Source organism: Micromonospora sp. NPDC048170, from assembly GCF_040652795.1.
In the GTDB taxonomy this organism is placed as follows: Bacteria; Actinomycetota; Actinomycetes; order Mycobacteriales; family Micromonosporaceae; genus Micromonospora.
Genome location: NZ_JBEZMR010000017.1, coordinates 15,916 through 31,313, shown reverse-complemented (window position 1 = coordinate 31,313; position 15,398 = coordinate 15,916). Strand labels below are relative to the sequence as shown.

The 15,398-nt window shown below is 74.2% G+C and carries 15 protein-coding genes; 4 read left to right on the top strand and 11 right to left on the bottom strand.

Annotated features, from left to right (window positions below):
* Positions 1-88: 88 nt before the first annotated feature.
* The 3 genes from AB0D32_RS20805 to AB0D32_RS20795 are packed head-to-tail and all read right to left on the bottom strand — an operon-like array spanning position 89 to position 2,946.
* Entirely contained in the window at positions 89-913 is an 825-nt protein-coding gene (locus AB0D32_RS20805; RefSeq protein WP_357092393.1) for an SDR family oxidoreductase, read from the bottom strand.
* Positions 910-2,235, bottom strand: coding sequence for an NAD(P)-binding domain-containing protein (locus tag AB0D32_RS20800; protein ID WP_357092390.1), 1,326 nt, complete (start codon positions 2,233-2,235; stop codon positions 910-912). Before AB0D32_RS20800 ends, AB0D32_RS20805 begins: the two co-directional genes overlap by 4 nt.
* A gap of 60 nt (positions 2,236-2,295) precedes the next feature.
* Positions 2,296-2,946, bottom strand: coding sequence for a TetR/AcrR family transcriptional regulator (locus tag AB0D32_RS20795; protein WP_357092387.1), 651 nt, complete (start codon positions 2,944-2,946; stop codon positions 2,296-2,298).
* A 71-nt stretch (positions 2,947-3,017) separates the two neighbouring features.
* Here AB0D32_RS20795 and AB0D32_RS20790 point away from each other — a divergent pair, with 71 nt between their 5' ends.
* Both AB0D32_RS20790 and AB0D32_RS20785 read left to right on the top strand, forming a co-directional pair.
* Positions 3,018-4,367 carry an MFS transporter gene (locus AB0D32_RS20790; protein WP_357092385.1) on the top strand — a complete coding sequence of 450 codons (1,350 nt, stop codon included), beginning with the start codon at positions 3,018-3,020 and terminating at the stop codon, positions 4,365-4,367.
* A gap of 127 nt (positions 4,368-4,494) precedes the next feature.
* Positions 4,495-5,682 carry a hypothetical protein gene (locus tag AB0D32_RS20785; protein WP_357092382.1) on the top strand — a complete coding sequence of 396 codons (1,188 nt, stop codon included), beginning with the start codon at positions 4,495-4,497 and terminating at the stop codon, positions 5,680-5,682.
* A gap of 84 nt (positions 5,683-5,766) precedes the next feature.
* Here the strand turns inward: AB0D32_RS20785 and AB0D32_RS20780 are convergent, their stop codons facing one another.
* A complete protein-coding gene (locus AB0D32_RS20780; RefSeq protein ID WP_357092689.1) occupies positions 5,767-6,189 on the bottom strand; it encodes a GNAT family N-acetyltransferase in 423 nt (140 codons plus the stop codon).
* Between the two features lie 163 nt (positions 6,190-6,352).
* Between AB0D32_RS20780 and AB0D32_RS20775 the strand changes: the two genes are divergently transcribed.
* Positions 6,353-6,943, top strand: coding sequence for a pyridoxamine 5'-phosphate oxidase family protein (locus AB0D32_RS20775; RefSeq protein ID WP_357092379.1), 591 nt, complete (start codon positions 6,353-6,355; stop codon positions 6,941-6,943).
* Between the two features lie 323 nt (positions 6,944-7,266).
* A complete protein-coding gene (locus AB0D32_RS20770) occupies positions 7,267-7,608 on the top strand; it encodes an RNA polymerase-binding protein RbpA (RefSeq protein ID WP_007460094.1) in 342 nt (113 codons plus the stop codon).
* A gap of 67 nt (positions 7,609-7,675) precedes the next feature.
* Here AB0D32_RS20770 and AB0D32_RS20765 read toward each other — a convergent pair whose 3' ends face one another.
* From AB0D32_RS20765 to AB0D32_RS20735, 7 genes are all read right to left on the bottom strand, one after another.
* Positions 7,676-8,197, bottom strand: coding sequence for an FxsA family protein (locus AB0D32_RS20765; RefSeq protein ID WP_357092376.1), 522 nt, complete (start codon positions 8,195-8,197; stop codon positions 7,676-7,678).
* 87 nt (positions 8,198-8,284) lie between these two features.
* Positions 8,285-9,091, bottom strand: coding sequence for a polyprenol monophosphomannose synthase (locus AB0D32_RS20760; protein WP_357092374.1), 807 nt, complete (start codon positions 9,089-9,091; stop codon positions 8,285-8,287).
* 34 nt (positions 9,092-9,125) lie between these two features.
* Positions 9,126-10,727 carry an apolipoprotein N-acyltransferase gene (lnt, locus tag AB0D32_RS20755; protein WP_357092687.1) on the bottom strand — a complete coding sequence of 534 codons (1,602 nt, stop codon included), beginning with the start codon at positions 10,725-10,727 and terminating at the stop codon, positions 9,126-9,128.
* Between the two features lie 536 nt (positions 10,728-11,263).
* Positions 11,264-12,607 carry a glutamate mutase L gene (locus AB0D32_RS20750; RefSeq protein ID WP_357092371.1) on the bottom strand — a complete coding sequence of 448 codons (1,344 nt, stop codon included), beginning with the start codon at positions 12,605-12,607 and terminating at the stop codon, positions 11,264-11,266.
* Positions 12,604-12,996: a hotdog domain-containing protein gene (locus AB0D32_RS20745; protein WP_357092368.1), complete on the bottom strand. Its 393-nt coding sequence runs from the start codon at positions 12,994-12,996 to the stop codon at positions 12,604-12,606. The genes AB0D32_RS20750 and AB0D32_RS20745 overlap by 4 nt, the downstream gene beginning before the upstream one ends.
* Positions 12,993-13,769 carry an OAM dimerization domain-containing protein gene (locus AB0D32_RS20740; protein WP_357092365.1) on the bottom strand — a complete coding sequence of 259 codons (777 nt, stop codon included), beginning with the start codon at positions 13,767-13,769 and terminating at the stop codon, positions 12,993-12,995. Before AB0D32_RS20740 ends, AB0D32_RS20745 begins: the two co-directional genes overlap by 4 nt.
* Positions 13,766-15,352 carry a lysine 5,6-aminomutase subunit alpha gene (locus tag AB0D32_RS20735; protein WP_357092362.1) on the bottom strand — a complete coding sequence of 529 codons (1,587 nt, stop codon included), beginning with the start codon at positions 15,350-15,352 and terminating at the stop codon, positions 13,766-13,768. Before AB0D32_RS20735 ends, AB0D32_RS20740 begins: the two co-directional genes overlap by 4 nt.
* Positions 15,353-15,398: the final 46 nt, after the last annotated feature.

Here is a 15,398-nt window from a genome sequence, read left to right as displayed (position 1 = left end):
TCCGCAGCGACGGTGGGGGCACGGTGGCAACGGGGCGCCTCCTGGTCGCGTCGCACCCCGTGCGGAGGGTGCAGGTCCGGGCCGACGACTATCCGCCGGCGGCGCGGTGCCGGCGGAGCATCCCGGCGGCCAGCGGCGCGGCGTCCAGGTCTCCGGCGGCGATCCGGGCGGCGACGGTACGCCGTACGAGGCGGTCGGCCAGCGTCGGTGCGTGCCGGGCGAGGGCCAACTCGACGCGCCCGCGCCTGGTGGTGGCCACGTCCCGGGGTGCCCGTCGGGCGGTGGCGGCACGCAGGATCGCCGCGACGACCCCCTGCACCGTCTCCGGGCGGGACACCCCCTTGAGGGACAGGCCGGCGTCGGCGGTGCTGTCGTGGATCGGGGAGGCGACCATGCTCGGGTAGACGACGCTGACCCCGACGTGGGTGCCCACCTCGTGGCGCAGCGCGTCGGCGTAGGCGACCAGTGCCCGCTTGCTGACCCCGTACGCGGCGGCGAGGGGCAGCGGCAGCAGGGCCATCCGGCTGGCGACGAAGACCACCCGGCCGCGCGCGGCCTCCAGGGCGGGCAGCGCGGCGGCGGTGGTCCGCCAGGCGGCGAGCAGGTTCACCTCCAACTGCTGGCGCACCACCTCGTCGGGTGGCAGCTCGGCCGGGGCGGGCCCGCCGACGCCGGCGTTGTTGACGAGCAGGTCCAGCCCGCCGAGCTGCTCCACGGCGGTGGCGACCGCCGGCGGCACGGCGGCCGGGTCGGTCAGGTCGCAGCCGAGCACCGGCACGCCGCCGACGGTGCCCGGCCGGCGGTCGACGCCGACGACCCGCGCCCCGGCGGCGGTGAGCGTGGCGCACAGCTGCCGGCCGAAGGTGCCGCTGGCCCCGGTGACCAGCACCCTGCGCTGCGCCAGCCCGCTCACGCCGTGGCTCCGGTGGCGCGGGCGCGGCGGGTGCCGGCGGCCAGTTCCCGTCCCAGCTCGACCAGGTACGCGTCGAAGTCCACCCGCATCGCGGGCCGGCGCTGTCCCCACCGGGCGGTGGCGGCGCGCAGCTCGGCCCGGCAGGCGGCCCGCTGCCGGTGCGGCTCGGGCAGGGCGTAGCGGCCGGACAACTGCGCCGCGACCAGCTTGGCCTGCGCCTCGACCAGCGGGAACGCGGCACCGGTGGACTGCATCAGCCCGACGAACGTCAGCCCGGGTGCGTCGAGGTGGAAGACGTGCCGGTACAGCGGCAGGGTGTCCGCCCCGCCGCCGAGCAGCGCGGGGTCGAGGAACGGGATCTCGACCCGGTAGCCGGTGCACCAGATGACCAGGTCGATCTCGTCGGTGCGGCCGTCGGTGAAGGTGACCCGGTCGCCGTCGAAGCCGGCGATGCCGGGGCGGGGCTCGATCTCGCCGTGGGTCAGCCGGGACAGCAGCCCGTCGGAGAGCGTCGGGTGGTCCTGGAGGAAGCCGTGGGTGGGGGCGGGCAGCCCGTAGCGGACGGGCGGGCCGACGGTCGCGGCGAGCATCCGCTGGGTGATGCGCTGGCGCAGCCGCCACGGCAGCCGCCGGGCGAGGGCACCGTTGAGGGTGTCCGACGGGCGCCCCAGGAGGTGTTTCGGCACCACCCAGACGCCCCGGCGCAACGACAGCAGGGTGCGCCGGGCCGCGTACGAGGCGTCCACGGCGATGTCCATCGCGGAGTTGCCCCCGCCGACGACCAGGACGCGCCGGCCGGCGAGCTGTTCAGGTCCCCGGTAGGCGTGGCTGTGCATCTGTTCGGCGGTGCTGGTGCCCGGGGGCTCGGGGGTGGGCGGTTTCGGCACCCGGTTGTGGCCGTTGGCGACGACGACGGCGTCGACGGTGACGTCGACCGGGCCGTCGGGCCCGTCGGCGTGCACCGTCCAGCGGCCGTCGGGTTCGCGGACGACCCGGCTGACGGTGTGCCGCAGCCGCACCGCCTCGTGCAGCCCGAACCGGTCGGCGTAGTCGGTGAGCCAGCCGGCGATGCGGGTGTGGTCGGGATAGTCGGGCCAGTGCGCCGGCATCGGGTGGTCGGCGAACTCGGTACGCGACTTGCTGGTGTTCAGGTGCAGGGTCCGGTACGCGGGCGAGCCGGGCGCCCCGTACACCCAGAGGCCACCGACCCGCTCGGCCGTCTCGAAGCAGACGGCGGGCACGCCGACGTCGGCGAGCGCCTTGAGGGTGGCCAGTCCGGCCGCGCCCGCGCCGATGACCGCCACGGTTGGCTGTGCGCCCATCGCCGACCCCTTCCCATTAATCCAACGTGCGTTGGATAATGGCCCGGCACGGGCGGCACGTCAAGGCGTCACCGGCCCGTACAGGCCGTCGAGGAAGCGGTGCACGAACGCGCGGAACTCCCGCCGCTCCCGCGCCTGCGACCCGCCGGCGGCGGCCAGGGCCACCACGTGACCGTGCACCGCCCACACCAGGCTGCGCACCGTCACGTGCGGCGCCGGCTCGACCAGCGCCCCGGTCGCCGCGGCGGCGGTCAACAGGTCGGCGACCAGCCGGTACAGCGGGGCCGCGTACCGCTCGTCGAGCTCGGCGTGCCGCTGCGGCTCCAGCCAGCGGCGCAGCCACAACGCGGTGGTCTCCGGCCGGTCCTCCAGGAAGTCCACGAACACGTCCACCAGCTCGTGCAGCGCGCGCCGGATCTCCGCCGGCCCGCTGTCCAGCGCCGTGCGGGCCCGCCCGGCCGCCTCCTGCAGCACCTCCCGCTCGGCGGCGAAGACCCGCGCGAAGCAGGCGTCGTAGAGCTGCGCCTTCGTACCCGTGTGGTGCGAGACCGTGGCGACGTCGACGCCGGCCGCCGCGGCGACCTCCCGCAGCCCGACGGCGTCGAAGCCGCTGCGGGCGAACAGCGCGGTCGCGGCCGTGAGCACCACCTCCCGGGTGGGTCGGGTCTCCTCACGACGGGGTCGCCCGGGTCGGCGGCGAGGCATGGTCATGGCCGCCATTCTGCCCCTACAATCCAGCATCCGTTGGATTGCGGGCGGCGCGCCCGGAGAGGAAGGCCGCCATGACCGGGCTCGACCGACAACCGACCGGCACGGACGTCACCACCACCCTGCCCCGCGGGCCGCTGCTCGGCTTCGCCGCCGGTTCCCTCGGCATGGGCGTCTGGGTGACCGTTCCCGGCCTGCTGCTGCTCTACTTCCTCACCGACGTGCTGGCCGTCACCCCCTGGCTGGCCGGCCTGGCGCTGCTGCTGCCGAAGGTCGCCGACGTGCTGCTGCACCCCTGGGTCGGGCACCGCTGCGACGTCGAGCAGTCGCGCCGGGGCGACCGGCGTCGGCTCCTGCTGCTCGGCTGCGCCCTGCCGCTCGCGTTCGTCACCCTGTTCGCCGTGCCCGGCGGACTCACCGGCGCGCCGGCCGCCGCCTGGGTGGCGGTCGCTTTCGTCGCCGGCAACCTGCTCTTCGCCGCCTACCAGGTCCCCTACCTTGCCACCCCCGCCGACCTGTGGATCGGCTACCACGAGCGGACCCGCCTGATGGCCTTCCGGATGGTGGTGCTGACCCTCGGCATCCTCGCCTCGGGGCTGCTGGCGCCGCTGCTGGCCGGCGGGGACGACGCCACCCGGGGCGGGTACCAGCGGATGGGTGTCCTGCTGGCCGTCGGGATGTTGGCCGCCATGCTGGTCGGGGTGGTCGGCATCGGCCGGCTGCGCCGGGCCGCCGCCGCGGCGTCCGCACCGCACGGCGGCGGCTGGCGCGGGCTCGCCGAGGCGCTGCGCGACCGGCAGTTCCGTTGGCTGGTCGCCGCCTACCTGGCCATGTCCACCACCACCCACCTGGTCCTGGCCGGGGTGCCCTACTACGCGCAGTACGAACTGGGCCGCCGTGGCCTGACCACCGTGCTGGTGGCCGCCTTCGTCGCACCGGCGCTGCTGGTCACCCCCGCCTGGTTGGCGGTGGCCGGCCGGTTCGGCAAGCAACGGGCGCTGCTGGGCGCGCAGGGCGCCTTCGCGGCCGGCTCGCTGGTCCTCGCCGTCGGCCGCCCGGCCGGGCTTGCGGTGCTGGTGGCCGCCGTGGTGGTGCTCGGCGTCGCGTTCGCCGGAATGCAACTGCTGCCGTTCTCGATGGTGCCCGACGTGATCCGCGCGGGCAGCGGCGCCGCCGGCACGTACACCGGGGTGTGGACCGCCACCGAGGCCACCGGCGCGGCGCTGGGCCCGTGGGCGTACTCGCTGTGCCTGGCCGCCGGCGGGTTCGTCGCCTCCACCGCCGGGGACAGCGTCACCCAGCCCGACGGCGCGTTGACCGCGATCCGCTGGGGGTTCGGGCTGCTGCCCGCGGCGGCGATGCTCGTCGCGGTGCTGCTGCAACGCCGCTACACCCTGGACCGGGCGGCCCGCACCGCCGGCTGAGCCGGTCGCGCGCCCTGGTGACGCGTCCGGGGTCGGACGGGTTGCCCGGGCGCCTCTGGTTGCCGGCTGGTGGGCCGTCGGGCGCTGCGCCGGCGGCGGTCGGGCCCGGCAGTAGACTCCGCCCTCGATGGACGCCGAGCCCACCCCCGCCGAGACCCGCCCCTGCGCCCACTGCGGACGCCAGGTGCCGCAACGTGCCGGCGCGGGCCGGCCGTTCCGCTACTGCCGCGACAACGACGGCGCCTGCCAGCGGGCGTCGCGTAACAGCCGGATGCGGCACCGCAACGCCCCCGGCCTGCCCGGGCAGGTGGCCCGCACCTGGGAGGCGGTGGACCGGCTGGAGCAGGTCGCCGAGACCCTCGCCGAGGCCCTGCACGCCGAGTTGTCCCCCGTCGGGGTGGAACGGCAGCTCGCGCAGGCCCGCGCCGACGCGGCGACCCAGGTGGCGGCGGCGCAGACCGAGCGCGACGAGGCCCGCCGCGACGCCGAGGACGCCGCCGCGGCCGCCGTCCTGGCCCGCGAGCAGGCCCGGAGCGCCACCGCCGAACGGGACGCCACCCACGCCGAGGCACGCCAGGACGCCGAGCGGGCCACGGCGGCCATCGAACGCGCCGACCGGGCGGAGGCGGCCCGGGACGACGCCCGCCGGCAGGCCAGCGCCGCGGAGGCCCTGCGGACGCAGGCCGAACGCGACCGCGACACGGCCCGCCACGAGCTGCGGGCGCTACGCACCGAAGTGGACACCGAACGCCGCCGGGCCACCGAGCTGACCGGCGAGCGCGACGCCGCCCGCGCCGACGCCGACCGGGCGACCCGCGCCGCCACCGAGGCGCTCGACCGCGCGCAGCGCCTGCACGCCGAGGCCGAACAGGCCCGCGAGCACGCCGCCCAGGCCCGTGAGCGTGCCGAGCAGGCACGCACCGAAACCGCCGCCGCCCGCACGGCCACCGCCGAGGCCGACGCGGCCCGCCAGCACGCCGACGCCGCCCGCGCCGAGGCCGTGGCGGCCGCCGACCAGGCCCGCGCGGAGCTGGCCGCGCTCGCCGCCCGGCACGACACGCTGGGCGCGGACCTGACCGCCGCCCGCGACGTCGCCGTCGCCGCCGAGGGCCGCGCCGACGACCTGACGGTACGGCTGCGCACCGCCGAGACCGACCGCGACGAGGCGCAGCGGCGGGTGGCCCAACTCGCCGACCAGGTCAGTCACCTCGCCGCCGCCCTGGCCCACCTCGGCCCCCGCGACACCGGACCGTACGGTGAGCGCGGCCGTGTCGGGAGCGACGACGACCGGGCGGGAACGCCCCGGACGGCCTGAACGGGCCCCGCCCGGTCGACACGGCGTCCCGTCCGCCGACGAACGCCGAAGTTCGACCTTCCCAGGGGTGCAGGTCGAGGCCGCTCACCGGTCGGGCAGTGGCCTGACCCATCGCGACCACTCGGCCTGCGGGGCGTAACCGAGTGCCCGCCACGCGTGGTGGGCGGCGGTGTTGTCGTCGAGCACCATCGCGTCGGCGCGGGCGGCCCCGAGCCGACGGCCCCGCTGCTCCGCCGCCTCCACCAGCAGACGGGCGACGCCGCGTCCCCGGCGCTCGGGTGCCACCGCCAGCCGGTACAGGTGGCACCGCCAGCCGTCCCAGCCGACGATGACCGTGCCCACCAGCACCGCGCCGTCCACGGCGAGGATGAGTGCCCCGGGGTCACGGGCGATGAGCTGCTCGAGGGCCCGCGCGCTGTCGGCGGGGCGGTGGGCGTCCTCGGCGGCGTCCGCCCAGAACGCGAGCACGGTGGCGATGTCGGCGGCGTCCGCCCCACGCAAGATCATGTCGGCCACGGCCAGAGACTACCGGCCCCGCCGGTGGACGCCGGCCAGGGCAGCGACTTCACCGGTCAGCCGTCGCGCGTTCCCGGCCCAGTTCGTGGCCCGGCGGGTGGGACGGCGGCGTCCTGGGACAGCGCGGGTGGCCGCCACCGGCCATGATGCCGGGGTGGGAAAGACACACGAACACATCGCGGGCCGGCTGCGTACCTTCATCGAGGAGCAGCCGCTGTTCTTCACGGCCACCGCCCCGCTGTCGGGCGACGGCACCATCAACCTGTCCCCGAAGGGTCTGCGCGGTTCGTGGGCGGTCCTCGACGAGCGGACCGTGGCCTACCTGGACTTCGCGGGCAGCAACGCCGAAACGATCGCGCACCTGCGGGAGAACGGCCGGATCACGCTGATGTGGTGCGCGTTCCAGGGGCCGCCGAACATCGTGCGGGTCCACGGGCGTGGCGAGCCGGTGTTCCGCGACGACCCCCGCTGGGGCGACCTGATCCGCCACTTCCCGGACATCGACCCCAGCGTCCACGGCCTGCGGGCGATCGTCGTCGTGCGCGCCGAACTGATCCGCGACACCTGCGGCTACGCGGTGCCGTTCATGTCCTACGACGCCGACCGTGACCTGCACGGCAAGCGGTTCTCCCGGGAGGACGACGCCTCGCTGAGCGACTACTTCGCCGGCAAGGAACACGTGGCCCGCAGCATCGACGGCCTGCCGGGGCTGCCACTGCCACTGCCACCGACCCCGGCGGCCTGAGGCCGGACGCCGGCATCCGCCGGACCTGGCCCGGGCCGAGTCCGACGCCCGAACCGGGCCAGGTCCGAGGGGTGCCGTCCCTCAGGTGGTTCCGACCGGCGCGTCACCGGCCATCGCGCCCCACGCCGCACCGGGGCGGCTACCATCCCCGTCGGCAGCGGAAACACTCCACCCGTCCGACCCGACCCGGGGCGACCCCGCCGGACGGCTGGCATGGCCGGCTACCCTTGGGCGGGCTCGCCCGGCGCCCGGGCGGGAATGGCCCGGCGGGAACGGACCGTTACACCAAGAAGACCAGCACCACGAACGAGGGGAAGTCGATCATGGGCGAGCGTATGCTGCGCGGAAGCCGTCTGGGCGCGGTCAGCTACGAATCCGACCGCAACACGGAGCTCGCGCCGCGGCAGACCCGCGAATACCTCTGTGCCAAGGGCCACCAGTTCGAGGTTCCGTTCGCCGTCGACGCCGAGGTCCCCACGACCTGGGAGTGCAAGTTCGACGGCAGCGTGGCCCGCCTGGTCGACGGCAACGAACCGGAGCAGAAGAAGGCCAAGCCGCCGCGTACCCACTGGGACATGCTGCTGGAGCGGCGCTCCATCGCCGAACTGGAGGACATCCTCGCCGAGCGGCTCCAGGAGGTTCGCACCCGCCGCGGCCGCGCCTGAGCCGTACCGCAACGCGACGGCGCCCCGGGAGCGATGCTCCCGGGGCGCCGTCGCGTTGCGCCCGAGGTCAGTTCCGCCCGGGCTCGACGATCTCACCCTCGATGGCCCGGCCCCCATCGACGACGGTCGGCTCGGCAACCGGCGACTCCGCCGGCTGCGGCGCACCCCGACGCACCCGCACCCGGCGGGGCCCGAACAGGTCACCGGCCACCATCGACGACACCCGACGCTCCGTCGCCCGCTGCACCCCGTTACGGGCCAGCCGGCGCACCGGCGGCACCAGCAGCAACACCCCCACCAGGCCGCTGACCAGGCCCGGCATCGCCAGCAGCAGCGCGCCGAGCAGCCCGACGAGACCGTCGGTGACCTGCCGCCCCGGCGGCCGACCGGCCTGCGCGGAATCCCGGAAGCCCCGCCAGGCGCGCATCCCCTCCCGGCGCAGCAGCACCAACCCGAGCAGCGACACCGCGAACACCGCCAACAGTGCCGAGCCGAACCCGATCGCCCGCCCCACCGCGACGAACACCACCAGCTCCAGCAGCGCCACCGCCAACAGGGCCAACGGCACAAACCTCAGTCCTCGGCGCATCTCACCCCATTCGCCATCCGCGGCGCCTCCGGGCGCGGGTCACCCGCGCGGGCGCCAGCGCCCCGTCCAAGCATGACACGCCGCCGCTCAGGGCCACCGCACCTGCCCGGAGGGGGTGCCGTGCAGGCCCCGCCGTACCGCCTGCCGCCGGTCCTGCACCCCCCAAGCGGTGATCCGCCACAGCGCCTCCGCCACGATCAGCGGGCTCATCTTGCTGCTGCCCCGCTCCCGCTCGGCGAACGTGATCGGCACCTCGACGATGCGCGCCCCGGCCCGGTGCGCCAACCGCGACAGCTCCACCTGGAACGAGTAGCCCTGCGAGCAGACCGACCCCAGGTCGATCTCGTCCAGGGCCGCCAGCCGGTACACCCGGTAGCCGCCGGTGGCGTCGGACAGCGGCATACCCAACGCCAGCCGCGCGTACAGGTTGCCGCACCGCGACAGCAGCAGCCGCCGCAGCGGCCAGCCCACCACGCGCGCGCCTCGGGTCCACCGGGAACCGATCACCACGTCGGCGTCGCGGGCCGCCGACAACAACGTGGGCAGATCCTCGGGGGCGTGCGAACCGTCGGCGTCCATCTCCACCACCGCGTCGAAGCCACGCTCCCGCGCCCACGCGAACCCCGCCAGGTACGCCGCACCGAGCCCCTGCTTGCCCTCCCGGTGCAGCACGTGCACCCGCGGATCGGCGGCGGCCAGCGCGTCGGCGACCGCGCCCGTACCGTCCGGACTGTTGTCGTCGGCGACCAGGATCTCCACCGCCGGCGCGGCCCGGCGTACCCGCGCCACGATCTGCGTCACGTTGTCGGCCTCGTCGTAGGTCGGGATCACCACCAGCACCCGACCCACGCCCGGATGACCGGTGTCCGCCCGGCTGCCGATCGTCTCGCCCACCGTCGCTTCCCCTCCGCCGGCGTACCGGCTGGTGTCACCCGGCGCGATGCCGGCGGCGCAGCACGGCCGCGCCGACCAGGGACGCCACGGCCAGGGTGGCCAACGCCACCTCCGGCCACAACCCGACCCGGGTGGCCAGGGTGCGCCCGTCGTCCAGCCGCAGCTGCCGCACCACGACCGCTCGGGTGTTGAACCCGGTGGCGTCGCTTACCCGCCCGTCCGGGGCAACGAACCCGGACACCCCGACCGTGGAGGCCATCAACGCCGGCCGGCCGTGCTCGATGGCCCGCAGCCGCACCATGGCCAACTGCTGGCGCGCCTCGGCCACGTCGAACGTGGCGTTGTTGGTCTGCACCACCAGCAGTTGCGCCCCGCCGGTGACGGTGTCCCGCACCACCTCGTCGTAGGCGACCTCGAAGCAGATCACGTCGCCGAGCACCGCCACCCCGGTACGCAGCACCCCCGGCTCGGTGCCTGGCACGAAATCGGCACGCACCCGGTCGACCTGCTTGCTGACCATCCGGGCGACGTCACGCATCGGCACGTACTCCGCGAACGGCACCGGATGCCGCTTCGTGTACAGCTGCTCCAGGTCCGGGCCGGTGCCGGGCCGCCACAGGATCCCGGCGTTGCGGACCTGACCGTCACCGGGGCCCTGCAGCACCGCGCCGACCAGGATCGGTGCGCCGATCGTGTCGGCGGCCCGCGAGATGCGCGCCCCGGCGTCGGTGTCGCGCAGCGGGTCGATGTCGCTGGAGTTCTCCGGCCACACCACCAGGTCGGGGCGGGGCCGGGTGCCGGCGGCCACCTGCCCGGCCAGCTCGATGGTGGCGTCGACGTGGTTGTTCAGCACCGCCTGCCGCTGGGCGTTGAAATCCAGCCCGAGCCGGGGCACGTTGCCCTGCACGATCGCCACCGTGACCGCGTCACCGCCCCCCGAGGCGGCCACCGGCACCAGCAGCCCCACCACGGGCACCGCGACCGCCGCAGCGAGCAGCCCGGCGACCGGCACCCACCGCCGCAGCCCGTCCCACGGCCGCCACAGCGCCGCGGCGAGCAGCCCGCCGGCGAGCGCCACCGCGAACGTCACCAGCGGCGCACCACCCCACGCCGCCAGCCGCAGCAGCGGCGAGTCGTCCTGGCTGAACGCCAGCCGCCCCCACGGGAACCCCCCGAACGGGGTGCGGTCACGCAACGCCTCCTGCCCCACCCACAACACCCCGGTCACCGCCGGCCAACTCCACCGCAACCGGTCGACCAGCGGGGAGACGTACGCGCCCGCCGCACCCAGCAACGCCAGGTAGCCGGCCTGCAACAGCGACAGCAACACCCACGGCAGGTAACCGGTGTGCAGGTTCGTCCAGCTCAGCAGCGGCGCGAACAACGCCACACCGGTGAGGAAACCCAACCCGGCGCCGGCCCGCAGCCGGCGGCGGTGCGTCGCCGCGGCCAGCAACGCCACACCCAGCGGCGCCAGCGGCCACAGCCCGTACGGGGGAAACGCCACCAGCAACGCCAGGCCCGCCACCACCGCCATCGGCGCCGCCACCCACAACGGCAACGGCCGCCCCGCCACCTCAGGCGTCCCCGCCTGGCCCGCGCCCGGCCCGCTGCTGTCCCCGGTCGGCGCCGGCACGTTCCCCACGATCACGGGCCGAAGGCTACCCGCCCACCCGGTTCCCGCCCCGCCCGGCGGTACGCGACGTCCCGTCCCGACCCGTCCGGGCGGTTCCTCCCCGACCGGACGGCAGCCCACCCCGGGGGCACCACCACGACGACCGCGGACACAAATCGGGGCGCGGCTTGCGCCGCGCCCCGATGCTCCCAGGCCCTTCCCGGCCGGTGGGGCGAGAATGAGCTGCGCCGACCTTCGGACCGACCCGACGCGGACTGGCTGCCCCCGCCTGGCCGTTGTCTACTGGCCGTGCACCTCACCCTGCCCGTACACCGGTAACCGCGGCCGGTTCGCGCCGCCCCGCCGACCCCCGCCCGCTGGACCTGGCCGCCGCAACGCACTGCTCAAATGTCGCTCGGCCAGCGGACGAAGGGACGAAGCGAACAACAGCCGCTTCCCGTAGTAGGACTCAAAGACGGTACGGCGTGGACCCCCGCCGCTGTCAACCCACCCGGGCCTGTCGTGTGATGTACCACGGCGTGTCGCGTCGGCGAGTCTCAATCCGTGGCCAGGTGTCGACGCAGCAACAGCCCCGCCGCCTCCGGATGCTCGGCGGCCAACAACCCACCGGCGGCCAACACGTAGTCGGTGTCGACGACAGGTCGCGCCGCACGCGGCAGCGGCCACCCACCCGCGTGGTCGGTCAACACCGCACCCAGCACCCCCGCCGCGTCGACAGGCGCGGCATGGCGCAGCACCCCACCGGAACCCACCAGCAGCCGCACGTCCCGCAGATCCCGACCAGCCCGCTCACCGGTGGCCGCCCCACGGGCGTGCCGCCGCAACGCCACCGTCGCCGCCAGAGCCGCGATCCGCGCGTCCACCGCCCGGTCGACCTCCCCGGCGGGCAGGAACCCCGGCTCGCCGGCCCGTACCGCCGCCCCCGCCGCCAGGTCGTCATGCTCCGCATCGCCCAGCAGCCGCTCCTCGACGGCCGCCCGCACCACCCCCGGCGCACTCCACCGCATGCCCAGGTCCCCCTCGACGGTGCGGGCCCGCCACAACGACCCCGCCACCTCCCGCCCCGGCCCGGTGGCCCGCTCGTCCGGCGTCAACACCGAATACACGTCCGTGGTGGCGCCACCCACGTCCACCACCACCAGATCACCACCCAGGGCGTCGGCCAGCACCTCCACGCCCGTCAGCACCGCGTCGGGAGTGGCCGCCCGCACCAGCCGCGCGAACCGCGACCCCCGCGACAACCGCTTCCCACCGATCACGTGCCGCAGGAACACCTCCCGGATCGCCGCCCGCGCCGACGCCGGCGCCAGGACCCCGATCCGCGGCAGCACGTTCTCCGCGACCGTCACCGGCACTCCCGCCGCCGCCAGCACGGCACGCAGGTCGTCGCGGACGTCGACGTTGCCGGCCAGCACCACCGGCACCCGCCAGCGGGCCCGCGCCAGCCGTGTCGCGTTGTGCGTCAACGTCTCGGCGTCACCACCGTCGGTGCCGCCCACCAGCAGCACCACATCCGGGCGGGCCGCCCGGATCCCGGCCAGCCCCGCCGCACCGAGCCGCCCCGCCGCCACGTGCACCACGTTCGCACCCGCCGACAGGCCCACCCGCCGGCCGGCCTGCGCCGTCACCAACTGCTCGTAGCCCACCACCGCCAGCCGCAACCCACCACCGGCCGACGAACACACGTACCACGGCACGCCACCCGCCGACACACCAGCGGAGGCCGCGGCCGTGCCCACCGCGGCGTCCAGGCCGTGCAACACGTCCGTACCCACCGTCGTCGGCGAAGACGCCGCCGCCACCAACGCGCCGCCGTCAAGGTCCACCACCGCCACCTTCGTGTACGTGGACCCCACGTCGGCGCAGACCGCGTACCTCACGCCACCGGCGGCACGACCACCGTGCCGGTCGCCGTGACCGCCACCACCGGCTCGTCGAGCACCTCCGCCGCCGACCCACCCCGATCCGGGCGCCCCCGACACACCACCCGCGCCACGAAGTCGATCGTGCGGCTACGGGTGCCCACCCGGGTCACCGTCGCCGTCACCTCCAACACGTCCCCCGCCCGCATGGCCCCACGGAACTGCACATCCGAATACGACGCGAACAGCCCCTCGTCACCGTCAGTACGGATACACACCTCCGTGGCCACATCCCCGAACAACCCCAACGCGTACGCCCCGTCCACCAGGTTGCCCGCGTAGTGGGCATGCGAATACGGCACATAACGCCGGTGCACAACGGTCAGACCCACCCGGGAATCACTCATGCCTTCGCCTTCTTCTCCGTGATCAACGCGTGCACCAGGAAACTCGCCACCTCGCCCGGAGTCGTCCCCCGGCCGAAGATCCGATCCACACCCAACTCGCCGGCCATCTTCTCGTCGAACCTCGGCCCACCCACGATCAGCAACGGCCGCCGCCCCGCCGGCATCGCCTCCCGGAACGCCGCCGACATCTCCCGCGTGTTGTGCAAATGAGCATCACGCTGCGTCACCACCTGCGACACCAGCACCGCGTCGGCCCGCTCCACCCGAGCCGCCTCCACCAACTCCGGCACACTCACCTGCGCACCCAGGTTCGTCACCTTCAACTCCCGGTAGTACTCCAGGCCCTTCTCCCCCGCGATGCCCTTGACGTTGAGAATCGCGTCGATGCCCACCGTGTGCGCGTCCGTGCCGATACACGCCCCCACCACCGACAACTTGCGCCGCAGACGCCGCTTCACCACCGCGTTGACGTCCTTGGCCGACAACAACGGAAAGTCCCGCTCCACCACCTGCACCGCCGACACGTCCACCAGATGGTTCACCCGCCCGTACACCACGAAGAACGTGAACCCGTCGCCCATCGGCTTCGCGTGCACCAACATCGCCGGGTCGATGCCCATCTTGTTCGCCAACTGCACCGCCGCACCCTCGGCCCGCTTGTCGTGCGGCACCGGCAACGTGAACGACACCTGCACCATGCCGTCACCGGTCGTGTCCCCGTACGGCCGAACGATCTTCTTCCCGGCACCCACGCCGGCCTCCACGGCGCTCACGCCCGCGCCACCTCCCCACCCACGGCCACCGGCGCCTCCAGAATCTCCGTGGCCGGATTGAAGTAGTCGACCTCGTGCGCGGCCACCCCCGCCAGACCCTTACCCCGGTCCGCCGGCCGCTTCATGATCCCGAACGTGCCCTCGGCGATCGCCGACAACAACGACTGATCCCCGATCCGCTCCAACAGGTCCACCGCCTCCGACAGCACCCGGTTCGCCCGCTGCTGGATGAACCCACCCGGCGCCGGCACGAAATCCTCATGCAACCCACCGGCCGCACCCAGCACGTACCGCACGTTCTGCAACGCGATGTCCCGATCCGACAACCACGGCGTCACCACCGCCTCGGTCATCATCCCCACCAGCAGGATCCCCTGACCGGTCATCGTCCCCACCAGATTGAAGAACCCGTCCAGCAGATTCCCCCGGAACACGTCCCCCGTCATGTGCTTCGTCGGCGGCATCCACTTCAACGGCGCATCCGGGAACAACTCCCGCGCCAACAACGCGTGCGCCAACTCCAACCGGAACGACTCCGGCACATCAGGATTGATCTCGAACGCGTGCCCCAGACCCAACTGCCAGTCCGCCAACCCCGCCTCGTGCGCGAAGAACTCGTTCAGCAGCTGCGACACCGTCACCGTGTGCGCCTCCTCCACCGCGTCCGCAGTGGTCAGATAGTTGTCCTCACCGGTGTTGATGACGATCCCCGCCCGCGCGTGCACCTGACGCGAGAACCGCTGGTCCACGAACGTACGAACCGGATTGATGTCCCGGAACAGAATCCCGTACATCGAATCGTTCAACATCATGTCCAGGCGCTCCAGCCCGGCCAACGTCGCCATCTCCGGCATGCACAGACCCGACGCGTAGTTCGTCAGCCGCACGTACCGGCCCAACTCCTTCGACGACTGATCCAACGCCGCCCGCATCAACCGGAAGTTCTCCTGCGTCGCATACGTGCCCGCGAACCCCTCCCGCGTCGCCCCCTCCGGCACGTAGTCCAACAACGACTGCCCCGTCGAACGAATCACCGCAATGACGTCCGCACCCGCCCGCGCCGCCGCCTGCGCCTGCGGAATGTCCTCGTAGATGTCACCCGTCGCCACGATCAGATAGATCCACGGCCGCTGCTTCGGATCCCCGAACCGCCTGACGAGACGATCCCGCTCCGCACGCCGCCGATCAATCGACCGAACCCCCGCGCCGACCGCCCTGCGGGCAGCCCTACGCGCCACAGTCGCCGCCCTACCCGACGGCACCTCGAACCGCACCGACCCGGCCGCCGCCTTCTGCGCCAACAACGTCACATCGGCGATCTGCTCCCGGACCATGGCGTCGAACACCGGCACCGCCACCCCGTGCCCCAACCCCACATCCGCGACCACCGCATCCACCAGCCGGTTCACCCACGGAATACCATCCGGGTCCGCACCGGTCACCCCGGCCAGCCGCAGCACCGCCCGCTCCACCGACACCGTCGTGTGGCTACGCGCCAGATCCACCACCGGCTGCCCGGCACGGCGCGCCAACTCCCGCGCCCGCGCCACCAACCGCGGATCCAGATCAAGCTTGCCCATCACACCGTCACCTCACCCTGTCCGGCAACGACGCCGACCCGCGCTGCAA